A 17,123-nucleotide genomic window follows, 5' to 3' on the forward strand; every position below is an offset into this window, starting at 1 on the left:
CCGGAACACGCCTGCGACTTGTGCTATGTAGCGGGGCGTCAGCGTAATCGACCGATCATGGTTGAGAACCGAAATTGTTTTGGCATGGACACTTCCCGTCAACGCGCGTAGCTGGTACCAAAGTTGTGGCAGAGATCCTGCTAAAGGGAGGTTCCATGAGACGTACCCGAATTGCGGCATACGTGGCTTCACTCCTCCTCGCCACCGGCTTCACCCTCGCCGGTGCCGGATCGTCCCAGGCCGCCACCGGCGGCTACGTGGCGCTCGGCGACTCCTACTCCTCCGGGGTGGGGTCGGGCAGTTACATCAGCTCCAGCGGCGACTGCGACCGCAGCACCAAGGCGTACCCGTACCTCTGGAACGCCGCGCACGGCCCGTCCTCGTTCGCCTTCAACGCCTGTTCGGGCGCTCGCACGGACGACGTCCTCGCGAACCAGCTCGGCTCGCTCAACTCCTCCACCGGCCTGGTGTCCATCACCGTCGGCGGCAATGACGCCGGCTTCGCCGACGTCATGACCACCTGTGTCATCTCCTCCGACAGCACCTGTCTGTCCCGGATCAACACCGCCCGCGCCTACGTCGACTCCACGCTGCCCGGCAAGCTCGACGCCGTGTACAACGCGATCAGCGCCAAGTCCCCCTCCGCCCGTGTGGTCGTCATCGGCTACCCGCGCTTCTATCTGCTCGGCCAGAGCTGCCTCGGCCTCTCCGAGACCAAGCGCTCCGCGATCAACAGCGCGGCCGACTACATGAACAGCGCCATCCAGAAGCGCGCCCAGGCCCACGGCTTCGTCTTCGGCGACGTCCGCACCACCTTCACCGGCCACGAGATCTGCTCCAGCGACTCCTGGCTGCACAGCGTCAACTGGACCAACATCGGCGAGTCGTACCACCCGACCGCGGCCGGACAGTCCGGCGGCTACCTCCCCGTGCTCACCAACGCCGCCTGACCCACGCGGCCCGCAAGGGTGACCCCGTCAAAGCGAGCCGTACGGGTGTCGCTCGTACGAGGGAATGTCAGGGTGTGCCCGAGGATGAAGCGGAGGCCCCGTCCGACGGGGTCTCCGTCGTCCTGTCACACGTCACGGTGAACGGCACATCGTCGGACGTGACCCGCTCCGGCTCGCGCACCTCCACACTGATCGCGTTCTCCGACGTGCCGTCCTCGTCGTTCGTCCGCACGGTCACCCGCGCCTGCCGCGTCCGCTCCCCGCCCCGGGGGAAGGACAGCGTGCGCCACTCCTCGCCCTCGAACGAGCCGTGCCTCAGCTTCCACCGGTAGCGCACCTCGGCGGGCAGCCGCCCCACGGTGAACGTCGCCGTGAACACCGGCGACCCCGCCTCCGGCGGCGGACAACTCCCCTGGTAGCGCGTGTGCGTTCCGGTCAGCGCCACCCGCACCGACTGCGCGGGCTCGCTGCTGCTCGGCGGGGCGCTGCTTTTCGACGGTGACGGCTCACGGCTGCTCGGTGCGGGGGAGCGGGGCTCGCCGGTCTTCGTCACGGTGGCGGTCGGGGTGGTTTCGCCCTCGTTCCGCTCACCGTCGTCCCGCTGCAGCAGGGTGTACGCCAGCCCGGCCAGCGCGAGGACCAGGGCGAGCACACCGACGACCAGGACGACGCCCGCGCGGCGCTCGCGCACCGGCGGTCCCGGGTCGGGTTCGTCCTCCGGCAGCAGGACGGTCGGCGGGGGCGGCGGTACGTACGCGACACGGGTCGTGGGGGCGCCCCCGGCCGCGATCAGTCGCAGGTCGCGCGCTGCCTGTTCGGCGGGCAGCCGATCCTCGGGGTCCTTGCGGAGCAGGCCCTCGATCACCGGGGTGAGCGGGCCCGCGAGGCGCGGGGGCGGCAGGGGTTCGTCCACCACGGCGCGCAGGGTGGAGAGCGGGGTGTCGTGGCGGAACGGCGAGCCGCCCTCCACCGCCGCGTACAGCAGCACACCCAGCGACCACAGGTCCGACTCGGGGCCCGGAGTGCGGCCCAACGCCCGCTCGGGGGAGAGGAACTCGGGCGAGCCGATCACCTCACCGGCCATGGTCAGCGCCGAGCTGCCCTCGACCGAGGCGATACCGAAGTCGGTCAGCACCACCCGGCCGTCGTCGGACAGCAGCACGTTGGCCGGCTTCACGTCCCGGTGCAGTACACCGACCTCGTGCGCGGCGCGCAGCGCGTCCAGCACCTCGGCGCCGACGCGGGCCGACTCCGTCACGGACAGCGGGCCGGTCGTCTCCAGGATGTCGGCGAGCGAGCGGCCGCGCACCAGCTCCATGACGATCCAGGGGCGGCCGCCCTCCATCGCCACGTCGTACACCGTGACCACGTTGGGGTGGGCGACCCGGGCCGCCGCCCACGCCTCGCGCTCCAGGCGGGCGTACATCCGCTCCACGTCCCCGGCGGGCAACCCGGCCGGGGCGCGTACCTCCTTGACGGCCACCTCACGCCGGAGCACCTCGTCGTGGGCGCGCCACACCGTGCCCATGCCGCCCTCGCCCAGCGGGGACAGCAGACGGTAGCGGCCGGCGATCAACCGATCGCGTCCCGGCTGTTCTGACACGGGCTTCCCCCCACGGCACGTCGCGCGAATCCTGACCAACGTAGCTCAGCCGACAGCGCTTGCGACCCCCTTGAGCATCAATGAGGCGCCCAGCACCAGCACGGCCAGCGCCGAGGCCAGGGGGATCGTGCGGCGGAGCAGGACGGCGAGGGGGTGGGCGCGGCGGGCGGAGTTCCGCTCCAGGAGGCGTCCGGCGACCGCGCCGAGCCGGACCACGGCGAAGCCGGCCGCGGTGAGGGTCAGGGCCAGGCCGACCCCGTACGCGACGACCAGGAGGAGGCCGAACCACGCCTGGCCGAGCGCGGCGGCGCCCACCAGGACGACCACGGCGGAGGGGCTGGGGACGAGACCGCCGGCGAAGCCGAGGAGGAGGGTGCCCTTGAGGGTGGGGGCAGTCGGGTGGGAGTGGGTGTGGCCACCGTGGGTGTGGGTGTGACCGCCGTGGGCGTGGGCGTGGGCGTGGGTGTGTGCTTCCACGCCATGGTGCGTGGCCACATGGCCTTCGCCACCATGGGTGGGGGTGTGTGCTCCCGCCCCATGGTCTGTGCCCACATGGGCCTCCCCACCATCACCCCCGCCCACCACCGCCGGCGCCCGCGCCGCCACCCCGGCGGCCGGTACGTGCTCATGCGTGTGCTCCGCCTGGGCCACCCGTCCCCGCCAGGCCCGCCGTACGAGGTTCACCCCGGCCCCGAGTACCAGCGCACCGCTCGCCACCCCCAGCCACGCCACCACCGAGGGTGTCGCGGCGGAGCCGGCCGTCACCAGGAGCCCCAGCGCGACCACCCCGAGGGTGTGGGTGACGGTGACCGAGGCGGCCAGCGGCAGCACGTCCCGCAGCCGGGCCCTGCCACCCCGGGCGGCAGCGGCGGCGGCCATCAGCGTCTTCCCGTGACCCGGTGCCAGCGCGTGAGCCGCGCCCAGGCCGACCGCGACGAGCAGGGCGAGCGTGGCGAAGCCGAGGGTGAGGTCGCGCCGGGCGACCAGGTCGCCGAGGGCCTGGGTCCAGCGGTCGGCCCCGCGCGGCAGCACCGAGGCGCCCGGCGCGTCCCGCTCCTGGGCGAGGGGCGCCCCGCCGGGCTCGAGCGTGAGCCGGGCGGTGGAGGTGTCGGCGGGGGAGGAGAGCAGACCGGCCGGGTAGACGGTGAGTTCACGCGAGACCGACTTCCGCGGCACGTCGGACCGGCTCAGCGTCATCCGGTCGCCCCGCGCCGTGATCTCCCGCCACCCCGGTCCGGAGGACACCCCGGCGCTGCGGAAGCCGACATTCACCGTCGCACCCCGCGGCAGCGGGGCCGACTCCGCGCACTCCAGCCGCAGGGTGTCCAGCCCCGCCTGCCCCGGCCGCAGCTCGGCCCGCGCGGCCGACACCGCGAGGCTGATCCGGCGCCCGCCCACGGTGACCTCGCTGCCCCGCGCCGCCTCGGCACAGCGCAGCTCGGCCCAGCGGGCGGTGCCGAGCCGTTCCAGGTCCGGCCCGGCCTGGGTCGCCGGGATCTCCGCGAGGTCCTCGACATGGGTGACGTGGAGCGTGCCGGGGGCGGCGACCAGGCCGTCGTACCGGTTGACGGTGAAGTTGCCCAGGGGATGCGCGACCGCCGCCGGGGCGGAGCCGAGCAGCACGGCGCAGGCGCCCGCGAGGACGGCGAGGGAACGGCGGAGTCTCACTTGGCCGCCTCCAGTGCCTTGCGGGCCCCGGCGGCACCGAGCGGGGAGAAGCCGGGGTTCAGCTTCAGCGCCGCCGCCAGCGACGCCCGGCCCTCCTTCGTGTGCCCGGTGGCGAGTTCGACGACGCCCCGGTGGTAGAGGAAGGACGCGTTGCGGTAGCCGGTGGCGGTGGCCTCGCGGGCGTGCGCCAGGGCCTCCGTGTCGTGGCCGTTGACGTGCAGTGCCCAGGCGAGGGCGTCGGCCGTGTGGACGGTGTGCCGGCGGGCCCACTCGGCGCGGGCCGCGCGCAGGGCGGCCGCCTTGTCGCCGTGGTCGGCGGCGGCCAGCGCGGTGTCGAGGTCGGCGTCGACGCCGTTGGCACGGGCGAGCGCGATCCACGCCTGGACGAGGGTGTACTGCCGGCGTGCCTTCTCCCGGTCCCCCGCGCCGCCGCGCGCCTCGTACAGCTCCCCGAGCGCGACCAGAGAGGTGGGCAGCGGGGCACGGGCGACGACCGCCTCGAGTCCCCTGATGGCCGCGGCCTGTCGCCCGCCGGCCGCCTGGGCGCGGGCCCGGCCCTCCAGCGCGGGGAGGTAGGTGTCGTCGGCGGCCAGGGCGCGGGCGTACTGGGCGAGCGCGGTCTTGTAGTCGCCCTGGTTCCAGGCGAGTTGGCCGAGCTGGGCGGCCACGTAGGCGATGTCGCCCGGGGAGGTCGCGCCGGTGAGGGCCTGCTGGAGGACGCGCCGGGCCGCGGTGACGTCGCCGCGCAGTTCACGCACGTAGGCGTACCGGGTGAAGACGGGGGTGCCGGGTTTGCGGGCGTCGGCGGTGTCGGCGGCGCGTGCCGCCTCGGCGTACCGGCCGAGTTCGACCAGGGCGTCGATGCGGGAGCACAGGGCGCGTTCGTCGTAGGGGTTGTGTCTCAGGACGCGGTCCGCGTCGGCGAGGGCGCCGGTGAAGTCGTGGCGGGCCGCGGCGAGAGCGGCCTGCCCGGCCACCGCCCTGTCGTTGCCGGGGGCGAGAGCGAGGGAGCGGCGGAAGGCGGCCTGCGCCTGCGGGTAGCGGGCCGGGTCGCCCTTGGTGCGGGCCTGTTCCACATAGGCCAGGCCGAGGGTGGCCCAGCCGTCGTGGTCCTTCGGCTGCGCCTTCAGGTGCGTCTGGAGCGCGGCCACGGCCGCGTCCGGGTCGGCGCCCGCCAGCGCGCCGGGGTCCATCGCGGCCGAGGCGGCGGCCGGGGCGACCCGCCCGCCGTCCCGCGCGGCCCCGAAGGCGACCGCGCCACCGGTCAGCGCGACGGCCAGCAGGGCGGCGGACGCCACCCGCCACGCCGTCCGGCGGCCCGGAGCACGACCGTCCGGTGTGCCGACGGTCTGCTCGTCACTACTCGTACGCGGGCCCATCGCCCTCTCCTGGTTCGCCTGATGGTGGTCGGGATGACCGGCGCGGCCCGCCGTGGGGGAAGGGGTACGGGCCGTGCCGGTCGCTTTCGGGGTGCGGCTCAGTACGCGCGGCGCATCCGGCGGCGCCACCAGCCGACGACGGTGCCGAGCAGCAGGATTCCGGCCGCGCCCGCCGCCGCCGAACCGGCGATCAGCACGGTGTCGCCGGTGCCGCCCGTGGCCGAGGCCGGGCTCAGCGCGTCACCGAGCTGGCTCTTGACGTCGGCACCCGCGGTCGTGCCCTTGGCCAGCGCGCCCCGCGAACCCGCCGTGGGCTGGGCGACGTAGGGGAAGGACTTCTCGAACTTCTTGTCGTTGGCGTCCACCGCGTCGCCCAGGTCGTTCTTGGCGCCCAGCAGTTCGCCCTCGACGACCTGGAGGGCCTCGTCGATCACGTCGTCGGTGAGCCGGCGTCCGTTGGGGAAGCCCGCGTTGTCGCCGTCGAGCACGCCGAGCCGCTTGGGGTGCATGGCCGGCTTGATCGAGGTGTTCAGCCGCAGTTGCTCCGAAGGGCGCACCTTCGGGGGCTGGTTGAGACCCTTGACGCCCTTGAGGAAGACGTCGACCAGGTCGTTGCGCGGCTCGGCCGGGGCGTCGATCTTGTAGATGCCCTCGATGAGCTTGGGCAGCTCCGGGTTGGTGACGTTCTTCAGGAACTGGGCGTCGTGCGAGGGCTGGGAGGCGTTGAAGCGGTCCTTGTCCGCCTGCGGGTTGACCACCTCGTTGACCAGCGGGTTGCCGAGGCGGGAGACCTGGCTGTAGTAGCCCTGGGCGTTGCGGCGCTGGGTGGTGGACCAGATGCCGACGACCGGCTGGTCCGCCGACTGCCGGATCAGGTCGTTGGGGACCTGGAGGGCGATCGTGTTGACGTTGTAGCCCTTGAGGGTGTCCCGGCCGACCTCGCTGAGGTTGCCGCCGTACAGCAGGTCGAAGACGCGCAGGTCCAGGAAGAACGGGTCGTCCGCCTGGCCCGCGAAGGTGGCCGCACCGCCCGCCGTCTTGTACACCGCCTGGGAGCGCAGCTTGCCGTAGTCCGGCATGGACGCCTTGCCCACGTTGGACGGCGCCACCGGCACGTCGTCCGCCACCTTCGTCCGGGACATCGCGTGGCCGCCCTTCATGCGGACCAGCTCCAGGTCGTAGGTCTGGGTGATGTTGAGGTCGGGATCGTCCAGGCTGGTGACGGGCCCGGTGTTGTACAGGAACGTCTTCCCGTTCTTCGTCTTCGTCTTGAAGGTGTAGCGGAAGAGGAGGTCGTCCCGGGCGTCGCCGTCGCTGTCGATGTGCAGGTCGTACTGCGCGTCGTCGGCGAAGGTGTAGAAGTTCGGGCCGCCCGCCGGCTCCTCGAACGGTATCCAGTCGGCCACGATCGTCGTCGTGTCCGGCTTGTCGGGGCTGACGAACGCGTACAGATCGGTGTTGTCGTACTGCGGGGTGCCCGAGATCAGCGGGGCCTCCCGGTGGGAGGAGGCGGAGGCCGCCCCCGGCTCCAGCGTGGCGACACCGGCGGCCGCGAGCCCACCGGCGGCGAGCGCGCCGCAGATGAGCGGGACCAGGCCCTTGCGTGCCGTGCCGCTTCTGGCGAAGAGAGTCATGCCGTCCGTCCTCGAATCCGACTTGCTTGACGGACGGGTATACGGAGCGATCGGCGAGGGCGGATTGGCCGGAGCGGAACTTTCTTTTTCCTTTTTCCGGACCCGCGTTTTCGGCTCTCCGATCCGTATCAACCGCCGGAGGTGTGCGTTCGTGCGGATGCGAGGGGTCACAGGCAGGGCCGGGTGCGGCCACGGCGGCCGGGGTGAGGGGGCCGAAGCACTGCTGGTGCGCGTGGCGGCCGGCGACCATCAGGCGTTCGAGGAGCTGTACGGCCTGGTCTCCGGGCCGGTGTTCGGACTGGTCCGGCGGGTCGTGCGCGACCCCGCCCAGTCCGAGGAGGTCGTCCAGGAGGTGCTGCTCGAACTCTGGCGCTCCGCGGGCCGGTTCGACCCCGCCCGCGGGAGCGCCCTGTCCTGGATACTCACCCTCGCCCACCGCCGGGCCGTCGACCGGGTGCGCAGCGCCCGCGCGGCCGGCGAACGCGAGCAGCGCGAGGCCCTGCGTGCCGGGGAACCCGCCTTCGACCACGTCACCGAGGAGGTCGAGGCGGGACTGGAACGGGAGTGGGTGCGCCGCTGTCTGAGACGGCTGACCGACCTCCAGCGCCAGTCCGTCACCCTCGCCTACTACGACGGCTACACCTACCGCGAGGTCGCCGAACGGCTCGCCCTGCCGCTCGGCACCGTCAAGACCCGGATGCGCGACGGCCTCAACCGGCTGCGCGGCTGCCTCGGAGGTGCCGCGTGAGCGCACTCACCCGTCTTCTGCGCCGCGAGGACCCGCACTCGCTGGCCGCCCCCTACGCCCTGGACGCCCTCGACCCCGCCGAGCGGCGCCGGTTCGAGAAGCACCTCGCGGGCTGCGGACGCTGCACGGCCGAGGTCCGCGAACTGTCCGAGGACGCCGTCCGGCTGGCCTGGTCCACCGCCGCGCCCGCCCCCGCCGCCCTGCGCGAGCGCGTCCTGGCCGCCGTACGCGCCACCCCGCAGGAACCGGCACCGACCGGCCGGCCGCGCACCGCCCAACTGCCGCCGCACGTATGGGGGGTGCAGCCGCCGCCGGCCCGCGCCCGGCGGGCCGGGCCGCGTCCGCTGTTCGTGCCGTTCGCCACCGTGACGGCCGCCGCCGCCCTGGTCGTCGCCTCGCTCTTCGCCGTCCAGGCGCACCGCACCGAGGGACGGCTCGCCGCAGAGCGGGCGCGGGCACGTGACATCGCCCACGTTCTGGCCGCTCCCGACGCCCGCGCCACGGCCGGTACCGACGGACACGGCCGTGCGCTCGCCGTGGTCGCCTCGCCGTCCGAGGGCCGCGCCGTCGTCACGCTGAGCGGATACGGTAGCCCGTCCGGCGGCCGGGTGCATCAGCTCTGGCTCACGCGCCCCGGCGCCGGGCCCCGGTCCCTCGGGCTTCTCAGCGGCGACACGCCCTTGGCCGTCAAGGGGCTGGAGAAGTCCGCGGCGTCACTCGCGGTGACCGTCGAGCCGAACGGCGGTTCCCCACACCCCACTGGCCAGCCCGTTGTCCAACTCACCCTGAAATCAGTCGGATTCGGAGAGTAGTCAACTAGGGATGATCAACCGCCTTGTGGGGAAGGTGAATCCCGTGGCCGGGATACACGCATGCCCTATCGGGACGATAGGGTTACTCTGCCCGTGGGCCGGGTGGATTCGTACGGGTGGGGAGTGACATGGAGCAGATAGCAATGCGCAGCAGGGCCAGGGTCCCTGCGATCACCTGCGGCAGTGGTGCGACCAGCAGGCGTCTGGACCGCCACCTCGCGGTGCTCGGCGGACCCGCCATACCGCAGCAGAAGACGGTCGAGGCGACGTCGCTCATGCGCGAACTGACCGCGCGGGACACCGTGCGTCAGCGCAGCGACCGGCGCGTCCGCGTCAGCCGGGTCTCTCTCTTCGCCCCCTTGCGCCGGCTGCGCCGGTCGCTCTTCGGCAGTCACTGAGCCGTACCGAGCGGACTCCCCGGAGTCCCGCCCGGTCCTGGCCCGGCCCCGCCGAACAGGCGCCCCGCCCCGCAGTTCCGCGCGTCAACCCGCGCTCAGGCCGCCACACCGTCCCGGCGCAACGCCGCGATCTCGTTGTCCGTCATCCCCACGGCACGGAGCAGGGCGTCGGTGTGCCGGCCGAGCGTGGGCACGTCCCCCAGCCGCGTCTCCGCGCCGCCCGGCAGCGTGATGGGCGGCAGCAGCGCGCGCAGCGGCCCGACCGGCGAACCCACCCGCCGCCACCGCTCCCGCGCCGAGAGCTGCGGATGTTCCGCCAGCTCCGCCAGGTCCCTGATCCGCGCACAGGCGATGCCCGCCGCCTCCAGTCGCGCCAGCGCCTCGCCCACCGTCATCGCGCCCAGCGCCCCGGCGACCAGCGCGTCGGTCCGCTCCCGTCCGGCCACCCGCGCCGCGTTGGTGGCGTACGCCGGGTCGTGTGCCAACTCAGGTCTTTCCAGTACCAGTTCGGCCATCCGTCGCCACTCCCGGTCGTTCTGCACCGAGAGCAGCACCCGGCCGCCGTCGGTGGTGGCGTAGGAGTCGTAGGGCACGATGACGGCGTGCGCGAGGCCGGTGCGCGCCGGGGGTTCGCCCCCGTGCATCGTGTGGTGCAGCGGGTGCCCCATCCACTCGGCGAGCGCCTCCAGCATCGAGACCTCCACCGGGCCGCCCCGCCCGGTCGTGCCGCGCCGCACCAGCGCGGCCAGCACCCCGGAGAAGGCGTACATGGCCGCCGCGATGTCCGCCGCCGGGATGCCCGCCTTCACCGGACGCTCGGGCGTGCCGGTGACCGACACCAGCCCCGCCTCGCACTGCACGAGCATGTCGTACGCCCGCTTGTCCGCGTACGGCCCCGAGCCGCCGTAGCCGGAGATGTCCACGGCGATCAGGCGCGGGTCCGCCGCGCACAGGGTGGCCGCGTCCAGGCCGAGGCGGGCCGCCGCGCCGTACGCGAGGTTCTGCACGAACACGTCCGCGTCCGCGACCAGCCGCCGTACGACGTCCAGGCCGCGGGGGTCCTTGAGGTCCAGCGCGATGGACTCCTTGCCCCGGTTGCACCACACGAAGTGCGAGGCGAGGCCCGCGGCGGCGGTGTCGTAGCCGCGCGCGAAGTCACCGCCGTCGACCCGCTCCACCTTGATCACCCGGGCACCCAGATCGGCCAGCTGGCGGGTGGCGAAGGGCGCGGACACGGCCTGTTCGACGGCGACGACGGTGACGCCCTCCAGGGGCGGCGGCAGCAGATCCATGCCCGCGATGATCTCCCGGCCGGCCCCCGCTGTCACCCGTCGGCCCGTCAGAGCAGGGCGAACTGCCCCTCCGGTCCCTCCTCCTGGTGGTCCAGCACCGAGGCGGGACGGCGGGTGGGGGGCGCGGGTGGGAGAACTCCGGCCGTGCGCAGATCGGTTGCCGTGATCGGCTCCGACACCGGGCCCGTGCCGGGGAGTTCGGCCAGGAGGGTCAGCACCGTGATCAGCTCCAGCAGCTCCGAGGTCCAGCTCTGCGGCCAGGCGCGGGGGCCGATCGCGGCCAGGGTGCCGGGGGCGCCGGGGGCCGTGCGAGCCGTGAACCAGGCTTCCAGCGTGCGGACCCCGGCCACCTCGTGCTCCCAGGCCGCGCGCGGGACGGGGGAGACGCGGCCCTCGTCCAGGTACAGGGTCTCGTCCTCGGCGTCGTGGCGCAGGGTGCGCGGGTACGGCGGCAGCGGCGCGCGGACGTACGGGCGGCGGCCGCCGGGCAGCTTGGGGCGCTCCCCGTCCCGGCGCATCAGCCACAGCGCGCGCCGGCCCGCCTCCACACCCCGCGCCCACACCTCCCGGTCCCCGGTGAGCGGCACGGTGAGGTCCGCCTGGACGGCGGCCAGAATCCACGCCAGCACGTCCGCCGCCGCGGGCCGGGAGCCGAGCCGCACGGCCAGCTCGTCCGACAGCCCCGGCGCCAGGTTGGGTTCGGCGCCGCCGGGACGCCGGTACAACGGGCGGACACGGCCCGCCGCGAGGGTCGGCGGCAGCGAGGTCGCCAGCAGTCCGGCGCCCGCCTCCACCACGAACACCTGGTGCTCGTCCGCCACCCGCCACAGCTCCGGACGGGCGTGGTCGATCAGACGGTGGTCCGGGATCAGCCAGCGCTCGTCGAACGGCGCCGCGAGCACCCGCACCGGCTCCGGGCACGGCCCCGAGGCCCGCGCCAGCCGCTCCGTACCGGTGTTCCGCCCGGGCAGTTGGGCCACCGCCGAGTTGACGGTGCGGGACCGGGTCGGCTCGAACAGGGCCGCCCGCTCCGCCCCCTCGGCCGCCAGCAGGGCCGTCCACCGCGCCTTCAGGGACGCCGGGTCGGGTGCCGTCGGCCAGGCGCGGCCCGGCCGCAGCGGTGCGACGGACCACGGCATGAGGTCCGCCAGCGGCGGCGCGTCCTCGTACGTCACGCCCGGAATGCTACGGCCTCGGCCCCGGCGGGGGACGGGAACGGGGGTGGCGCTCAGGTCGCCTCCAGGGTGACGGTGAAGGAGAAGCGGTCGCCCCGGTACTGGATGACGGCCACGTCCAGCACCCGCCCCGCGGAGTCGTAGGTGACCCCCGTGTAGTGCAGGATCGGGCTCAGCAGCGGCACCTGAAGCAGTCGGGCGGTCTCCGGGTCGGCGAGCCTGGCCTCCACCGTGTCGGTGATCCGGCTGATGTCGGCGCCCACCACGTCCCGCAGCACCTTGGTCATCGGCCAGCGGGCCAGATCGGCCGGGTCGATCCGGTCCGCCAGCTCCGGGCGCACATGGTTGACGGCGTGGTTGGTCGGCTCGCCGGTCTTCGCGTCCCCGCGCAGCCGGTGGTAGACCGCCACCTCGGTGAGGTCCGGGAAGTGCTCCGCCCACAGGGGCGGCACCGCAACCCGCGCCACGTCCAGCAGTTCGGCGGTCATCCCGGACTGCTGGGCCACGATCGCGTCCACCGAGCCCAGCAGCCTCACCGGCGCCCCGCGCCGCACCCCCGGCTCGATGAAGGTGCCGCGCCGCCGGTGCCTGCTGATCAGCCCCTCGTCCTCCAGCTCCTTCAGCGCCTGCCGCATCGTCAGCACGCTCACCCCGTAGTGCCCGGCCAGCCGCTCCTCGGTGGGCAGCCGCAAGGGGTCCTCGGGGGAGCGGCCCAGGATGGAGGCCCGCAGCGACTGCGACACCTGGTACCAGAGCGGCAGCTTGCGGTTCAGGACGATCGAGTCCGGGGCGAAAGAGGTCACGCGGCTATCCGTACCTGTCCGGACCGGCCGGCGCAACGGAACGGTCGCACATCGGAGTTGTCACCCGGGGTGGTCGCCCCGAATCGTCATGAGGTGCGGAAGTGCGGTTCCAGTCCGCGCCACACGTCGTCGTAGCCCCGCTGGAGGTGGTCCGCGCGGGCCGCTTCCGGGGTGAGGGCGATCGGCCAGCGGGTCTCGAACATGAAGGCCAGCCCGTCGTCGATCCGCTGCGGGCGCAGCTCGGCCGCGCTCGCCCGGTCGAAGGTCTCCCGGTCCGGGCCGTGCGCCGACATCATGTTGTGCAGCGAGCCCCCGCCGGGCACGAACCCCTCCGCCTTGGCGTCGTAGGCGCCCTCGATCAGGCCCATGTACTCGCTCATCACGTTCCGGTGGAAGTACGGCGGCCGGAACGTGTCCTCGCCGACCAGCCAGCGCGGGGCGAACACCACGAAGTCGGCGCCCGCCAGCCCCGGAGTGTCCGAGGGGGAGGTCAGGACCGTGAAGATGGACGGGTCGGGGTGGTCGTAGGAGATGGTGCCGATCACATTGAACCGGCGCAGGTCATAGATGTAAGGCACATAGTTGCCGTGCCAGGCGACCACGTCGAGCGGGGAGTGGTCGTAGGTGGCCGTCCAGAGGTTGCCGCAGAACTTGTTGACCACCTCCACCGGGCCCTCGACGTCCTCGTAGGCGGCGACCGGCGCCCGGAAGTCGCGGGCGTTGGCCAGGCCGTTGGCGCCGATGGGGCCCAGGTCCGGGAGCCGGAAGGGCGCACCATAGTTCTCGCACACATAACCCCGTGCCGAGTCGTCCAGCAGTTCCACACGGAACCGGACCCCACGGGGGATGAGGGCCACCTGTGCGGGCTCCACATGGAGGCGGCCGAACTCGGTGTGCAGCAGCAGTCCGCCCCGCTCGGGGACGATCAGCAGCTCTCCGTCGGCGTCCGAGAACACGCGCTCCATCGAGGAGTTGGCGTGATACAGGTGCACGGCCATGCCGCTGCGCTGGGTCGCGTCGCCGTTGCCGCCCAACGTCCACAGGCCGGCCAGGAAGTCGGTGCCCGGCAACGGCTCGGGCAGCGGGCTCCAGCGCAGCCGGTTGGGGTCGGGCACGGTCTCGGTGAAGGGGGCGGTGCGGATCGCGCCGTTCGCGGTGCGGGTGAAGGCGGGGTGCGCGGCCGAGGGACGGATGCGGTAGAGCCAGGAGCGGCGGTTGTGGGCGCGGGGCTCGGTGAACGCCGTCCCGCTGAGCTGCTCCGCGTACAGGCCGAGCGGTGCGCGCTGCGGTGAGTTGCGGCCCTCGGGCAGGGCGCTGGGTACCGCCTCGGAGGAGTGTTCGTTGCCGAACCCAGTCAGGTACGCCAGCGCTTCGGCGGTCTTCCGCGCTCCCCCACGCTCGAACCCGCTCGCGCGGGAGGTACCCCCATCGGTCATGATCGCTCCCTTGCGGCACACTTCTCCGGCATTCCTATGGAGCACCGTAGGAATGCCGGAGGGTGTGCGCAAGAGGCGAACGCGCCCTTCACCCGGCCGGGGCGCGAGAACCGGCCGCCCGGAGGGCGTACGGGGGGCGTGCGAGGACTCCCCGCCCTTCTCGGCCTCCCCGTGGCGAGGCATCATGTGGCCGTGCCCCATGTGACATCCCTCCGCCGCGCCCCTGTCCAGCGGCGCAGCGCCGAACGGCTGACCAGAATCCTCGACGCCTGCGCCGCCCTCCTGGACGAGGTCGGCTACGAAGCCCTGACCACCCGCGCGGTCGCGGAGCGGGCCGGGGTGCCCATCGGCTCGGTGTACCGCTTCTTCGGCAACAAGCGGCAGATGGCCGACGCTCTCGCCCAGCGCAATCTGCGCCACTACGCCGAGCACGTCACCACCCGGCTGAAGGAGGCGCCCCCCGGCGACTGGCGGGCCGCGATGGACGTCGTCCTGGACGAGTACCTCGGCATGAAGCGCACCGCGCCCGGCTTCGCCCTGGTGGACTTCGGCAACCAGATACCGGTCGGCACCCGCGGCACCGCGCCCAACACCCGCGTCGCCGACCGGCTGGGGGTGCTCATCGCCGGCTACCTGGGCCGCGCCCCCGACGAGCACCTCCGCCGCGTCCTGCTGGTCGCCGTGGAGAGCGCCGACACCCTCATCCAGCTCGCCTTCCGCACCGACCCGGACGGCGACCCGGCGATCATCCACGAGACGCGGGAGCTGCTGCGGGCCTATCTGGGCCGCGTACTCGACTGAAGCCGGTACACGGGACTCCCCACCATGCCTACCGGTCGGTATGCTCGCCCGAGCCACCGGCGCCCTGCTGCTGCGGCCGTGCCGTCGACCCTCCGGGAGGACCCGTGCCCCGCACCGCCCTGCGAATCTGCCCCCTGTGCGAGGCCACCTGCGGCCTGACCCTCACCATCGAGGGCGCCCGCGTCACCTCCGCCCGCGGTGACCGGGACGACGTGTTCAGCAAGGGCTTCATCTGCCCCAAGGGCGCCTCCTTCGGCGCGCTGGACGCCGATCCCGACCGGCTGCGCACCCCGCTGGTCCGGGAGAACGGCGAGCTGCGCGAGGCCAGTTGGGAGGAGGCGTTCGACGCCGTCGCGCGCGGCCTGCGTTCGGTCGTGGAGGGTCACGGCGCCGACGCCCTCGGGGTGGTCCTCGGCAATCCCAACGTGCACACCATGGCCGGTGCCCTCTACCCGACCGTGCTGCTCGGCGCGGTCCGCACCCGCTCCCTGTTCACCGCCTCCACGGTCGACCAGATGCCCAAGCACGTCTCCAGCGGCCTGCTGTTCGGCGACGCCAACGCCATCCCGGTGCCCGACCTCGACCACACCGACCACCTCCTGCTGATCGGCGCCAACCCGTTGGAGTCCAACGGCAGTCTGTGCACCGCGCCCGACTTCCCCGGCAAGCTGAAGGCGCTCCGGGCGCGCGGCGGGCACCTCACCGTGGTGGACCCCCGCCGCACCCGCACCGCCCAGCTCGCCGACCGGCACCTCGCCATCCGGCCGGGCGCCGACGCCCTGCTCCTCGCCGCGATGACCACCGTGCTGTTCGAGGAGGGACTCGTCGACCTCGGGGACCTCGCGCCGCACGTCGACGGGCTCTCCGAACTCCGCGAAGCGCTGGCGGACTTCACCCCCGAGGCCGTCGCCGGAGCCTGTGACGTCGACCCGGACACCATCCGCACCCTCGCCCGAGAACTCGCCGCCGCCCCCACCGCCGCGGTCTACGCCCGCATCGGCAGCTGCACCGTCCCGCACGGCACCCTGGCGAGCTGGCTGGTCGACGTGCTCAACACCCTCACCGGCAACCTCGACCGCCCCGGCGGCGCCCTGTTCCCCCAGGCCGCCACCGACCGCACCCCCCGCCCGGCGGGCCCCGGCCGGGGCTTCTCCCTCGGCCGCTGGCACTCCCGCGTACGGCGGCTGCCCGAGGCGAAGGGCGAGTTGCCGCTCTCCGCGCTCGCCGAGGAGATCGACACCGCCACCCCCGACGGTGAGCCCCTGCGCGCGCTGATCGTGATCGCCGCCAACCCGGTGCTGTCCGCGCCCGACGGGGACCGGCTCGACAAGGCCCTGGGCTCGCTGGACTTCATGGTCAGCGTCGACCCCTACCTCAACGAGACCTCCCGCCACGCGCACGTCGTCCTGCCCCCGCCGCCGCCCGCGCAGAGCCCGCACCACGACTTCGCCTTCAACACCCTGGCCGTCCGCAACCAGGTCCGCTACACCCGGCCCGCCGTGCCGCTGGAGCCCGGCAGGATGGCGGAGACCGAGATACTCGCCCGGCTGATCCTCGCCGCGAGCGGCATGCACGGCGCGGACCCGGCCGCCGTCGACACCATGGTGATCGACCAGACCCTCGGCAAGGCCGTCCAGGAACCCCACTCCCCGGTCCACGGCCGCGACCCGCGCGAGCTGGCCGCGCTGCTCACCGGCGCCGACGGACCCGAGCGCCGCCTGGACCTGATGCTGCGCCTCGGCCCCTACGGCGACGGCTTCGGCGCCCGCCCCGACGGACTCACCCTCGCCCGGCTGCTCGACCACCCGCACGGCATCGACCTCGGCCCGCTCCGCCCGCGACTGCCGCAGCCGCTGAAGACACCCAGCGGAAAGGTCGAGCTGCTGCCCGCGCCCCTCGCCGCCGACCTGCCCCGGCTGCGCGAGGCCCTGCGCGAGCGGCCCACCGGGCTCGTCCTCGTCGGCCGCCGCCACCTGCGCTCCAACAACAGCTGGCTGCACAACGTGCCCGCCCTCACCGGCGGCACCAACCGCTGCACCCTGCACCTCCACCCCGACGACGCCGAGCGCCTCGGAGTGCGCGACGGCGAACCGGTGCGCGTCAAGGGCGCCGCGGGAGAGGTGACCGCGCCCGCCGAGATCACCGACGCCATCCGGCCCGGCGTGGTCAGCCTCCCGCACGGCTGGGGCCACAACCGCCCCGGCACCCGGCTGGGCCACGCGGGCCGCGAACCCGGTGTCAACGTCAACCAGCTCCTCGACGGCACCCTCCTCGATCCCCTGTCCGGCAACGCCGTGCTCAACGGCATCCCGGTCCGGGTCGGCCCCGCCGGCGTCCCGGCAGCCCTGGCGCCGGAAAACTAACGCCGCTAGTTTGGTGCGCCGGCGGGCACGCGTCCGCCGGGTACCTCCGGGCCACCGTCGC

At 73.6% G+C, this 17,123-nt stretch carries 14 protein-coding genes; 6 read left to right on the plus strand and 8 right to left on the minus strand.

Annotated features, from left to right (window positions below):
* The first annotated feature begins 155 nt into the window (after positions 1–155).
* Entirely contained in the window at positions 156–950 is a 795-nt protein-coding gene (locus tag EV284_RS29340) for an SGNH/GDSL hydrolase family protein (protein WP_130339473.1), read from the plus strand.
* A gap of 67 nt (positions 951–1,017) precedes the next feature.
* Here EV284_RS29340 and EV284_RS29345 read toward each other — a convergent pair whose 3' ends face one another.
* From EV284_RS29345 to EV284_RS29360, 4 genes are all read right to left on the minus strand, one after another.
* Positions 1,018–2,553, minus strand: a complete 1,536-nt coding sequence (locus tag EV284_RS29345) for a serine/threonine-protein kinase (RefSeq protein WP_130339475.1) — start codon at positions 2,551–2,553, stop codon at positions 1,018–1,020.
* Positions 2,554–2,598: 45 nt separating this feature from the next.
* Positions 2,599–4,221 (minus strand): nickel transporter, encoded by a 1,623-nt coding sequence (locus EV284_RS29350; protein ID WP_130339477.1) that lies wholly within the window; start codon positions 4,219–4,221, stop codon positions 2,599–2,601.
* A complete protein-coding gene (locus EV284_RS29355; protein ID WP_207229168.1) occupies positions 4,218–5,600 on the minus strand; it encodes a tetratricopeptide repeat protein in 1,383 nt (460 codons plus the stop codon). The genes EV284_RS29350 and EV284_RS29355 overlap by 4 nt, the downstream gene beginning before the upstream one ends.
* Positions 5,601–5,698: 98 nt before the next feature.
* A complete protein-coding gene (locus EV284_RS29360; protein ID WP_130339479.1) occupies positions 5,699–7,234 on the minus strand; it encodes a DUF4331 domain-containing protein in 1,536 nt (511 codons plus the stop codon).
* Between the two features lie 157 nt (positions 7,235–7,391).
* Between EV284_RS29360 and EV284_RS29365 the strand changes: the two genes are divergently transcribed.
* The 3 genes from EV284_RS29365 (at position 7,392) to EV284_RS29375 (ending at position 9,192) form a co-directional block, all read left to right on the plus strand.
* Complete coding sequence (locus EV284_RS29365; protein ID WP_130339481.1) at positions 7,392–7,982, plus strand: sigma-70 family RNA polymerase sigma factor; 591 nt, start codon at positions 7,392–7,394, stop codon at positions 7,980–7,982.
* A complete protein-coding gene (locus EV284_RS29370; RefSeq protein ID WP_130339483.1) occupies positions 7,979–8,794 on the plus strand; it encodes an anti-sigma factor in 816 nt (271 codons plus the stop codon). Before EV284_RS29365 ends, EV284_RS29370 begins: the two co-directional genes overlap by 4 nt.
* Positions 8,795–8,922: 128 nt before the next feature.
* Positions 8,923–9,192: a hypothetical protein gene (locus EV284_RS29375; protein WP_086690667.1), complete on the plus strand. Its 270-nt coding sequence runs from the start codon at positions 8,923–8,925 to the stop codon at positions 9,190–9,192.
* Between the two features lie 95 nt (positions 9,193–9,287).
* Here EV284_RS29375 and EV284_RS29380 read toward each other — a convergent pair whose 3' ends face one another.
* From EV284_RS29380 to hmgA, 4 genes are all read right to left on the minus strand, one after another.
* Entirely contained in the window at positions 9,288–10,484 is a 1,197-nt protein-coding gene (locus tag EV284_RS29380) for a CaiB/BaiF CoA-transferase family protein (RefSeq protein WP_130339485.1), read from the minus strand.
* A gap of 47 nt (positions 10,485–10,531) precedes the next feature.
* On the minus strand, positions 10,532–11,668 hold the full coding sequence (locus tag EV284_RS29385; RefSeq protein ID WP_130340043.1) for a type ISP restriction/modification enzyme: 1,137 nt from the start codon (positions 11,666–11,668) through the stop codon (positions 10,532–10,534).
* A 44-nt stretch (positions 11,669–11,712) separates the two neighbouring features.
* Entirely contained in the window at positions 11,713–12,462 is a 750-nt protein-coding gene (locus EV284_RS29390) for a GntR family transcriptional regulator (protein ID WP_130339487.1), read from the minus strand.
* Between the two features lie 86 nt (positions 12,463–12,548).
* On the minus strand, positions 12,549–13,898 hold the full coding sequence (gene hmgA / locus EV284_RS29395; protein ID WP_130339489.1) for a homogentisate 1,2-dioxygenase: 1,350 nt from the start codon (positions 13,896–13,898) through the stop codon (positions 12,549–12,551).
* A 186-nt stretch (positions 13,899–14,084) separates the two neighbouring features.
* Between hmgA and EV284_RS29400 the strand changes: the two genes are divergently transcribed.
* Positions 14,085–14,699, plus strand: a complete 615-nt coding sequence (locus tag EV284_RS29400) for a TetR/AcrR family transcriptional regulator (RefSeq protein WP_242625864.1) — start codon at positions 14,085–14,087, stop codon at positions 14,697–14,699.
* Between the two features lie 104 nt (positions 14,700–14,803).
* Positions 14,804–17,062 carry a molybdopterin oxidoreductase family protein gene (locus EV284_RS29405; protein WP_130339493.1) on the plus strand — a complete coding sequence of 753 codons (2,259 nt, stop codon included), beginning with the start codon at positions 14,804–14,806 and terminating at the stop codon, positions 17,060–17,062.
* Positions 17,063–17,123 lie beyond the last annotated feature (61 nt).

Source organism: Streptomyces sp. BK022 (assembly GCF_004217355.1).
GTDB lineage: Bacteria > Actinomycetota > Actinomycetes > Streptomycetales > Streptomycetaceae > Streptomyces > Streptomyces griseoluteus.

Bases quoted from the DNA above. Each gene is read 5' to 3' on its own strand.
- EV284_RS29340 (WP_130339473.1), top strand. From the start codon at position 156: ATGAGACGTACCCGAATTGCGGCATACGTGGCTTCACTCCTCCTCGCC.
- EV284_RS29355 (WP_207229168.1), bottom strand. From the start codon at position 5,600: ATGGGCCCGCGTACGAGTAGTGACGAGCAGACCGTCGGCACACCGGAC.
- EV284_RS29365 (WP_130339481.1), top strand. From the start codon at position 7,392: ATGCGAGGGGTCACAGGCAGGGCCGGGTGCGGCCACGGCGGCCGGGGT.
- EV284_RS29380 (WP_130339485.1), bottom strand. From the start codon at position 10,484: ATGGATCTGCTGCCGCCGCCCCTGGAGGGCGTCACCGTCGTCGCCGTC.
- hmgA (WP_130339489.1), bottom strand. From the start codon at position 13,898: ATGACCGATGGGGGTACCTCCCGCGCGAGCGGGTTCGAGCGTGGGGGA.
- EV284_RS29375 (WP_086690667.1), top strand. From the start codon at position 8,923: ATGGAGCAGATAGCAATGCGCAGCAGGGCCAGGGTCCCTGCGATCACC.
- EV284_RS29360 (WP_130339479.1), bottom strand. From the start codon at position 7,234: ATGACTCTCTTCGCCAGAAGCGGCACGGCACGCAAGGGCCTGGTCCCG.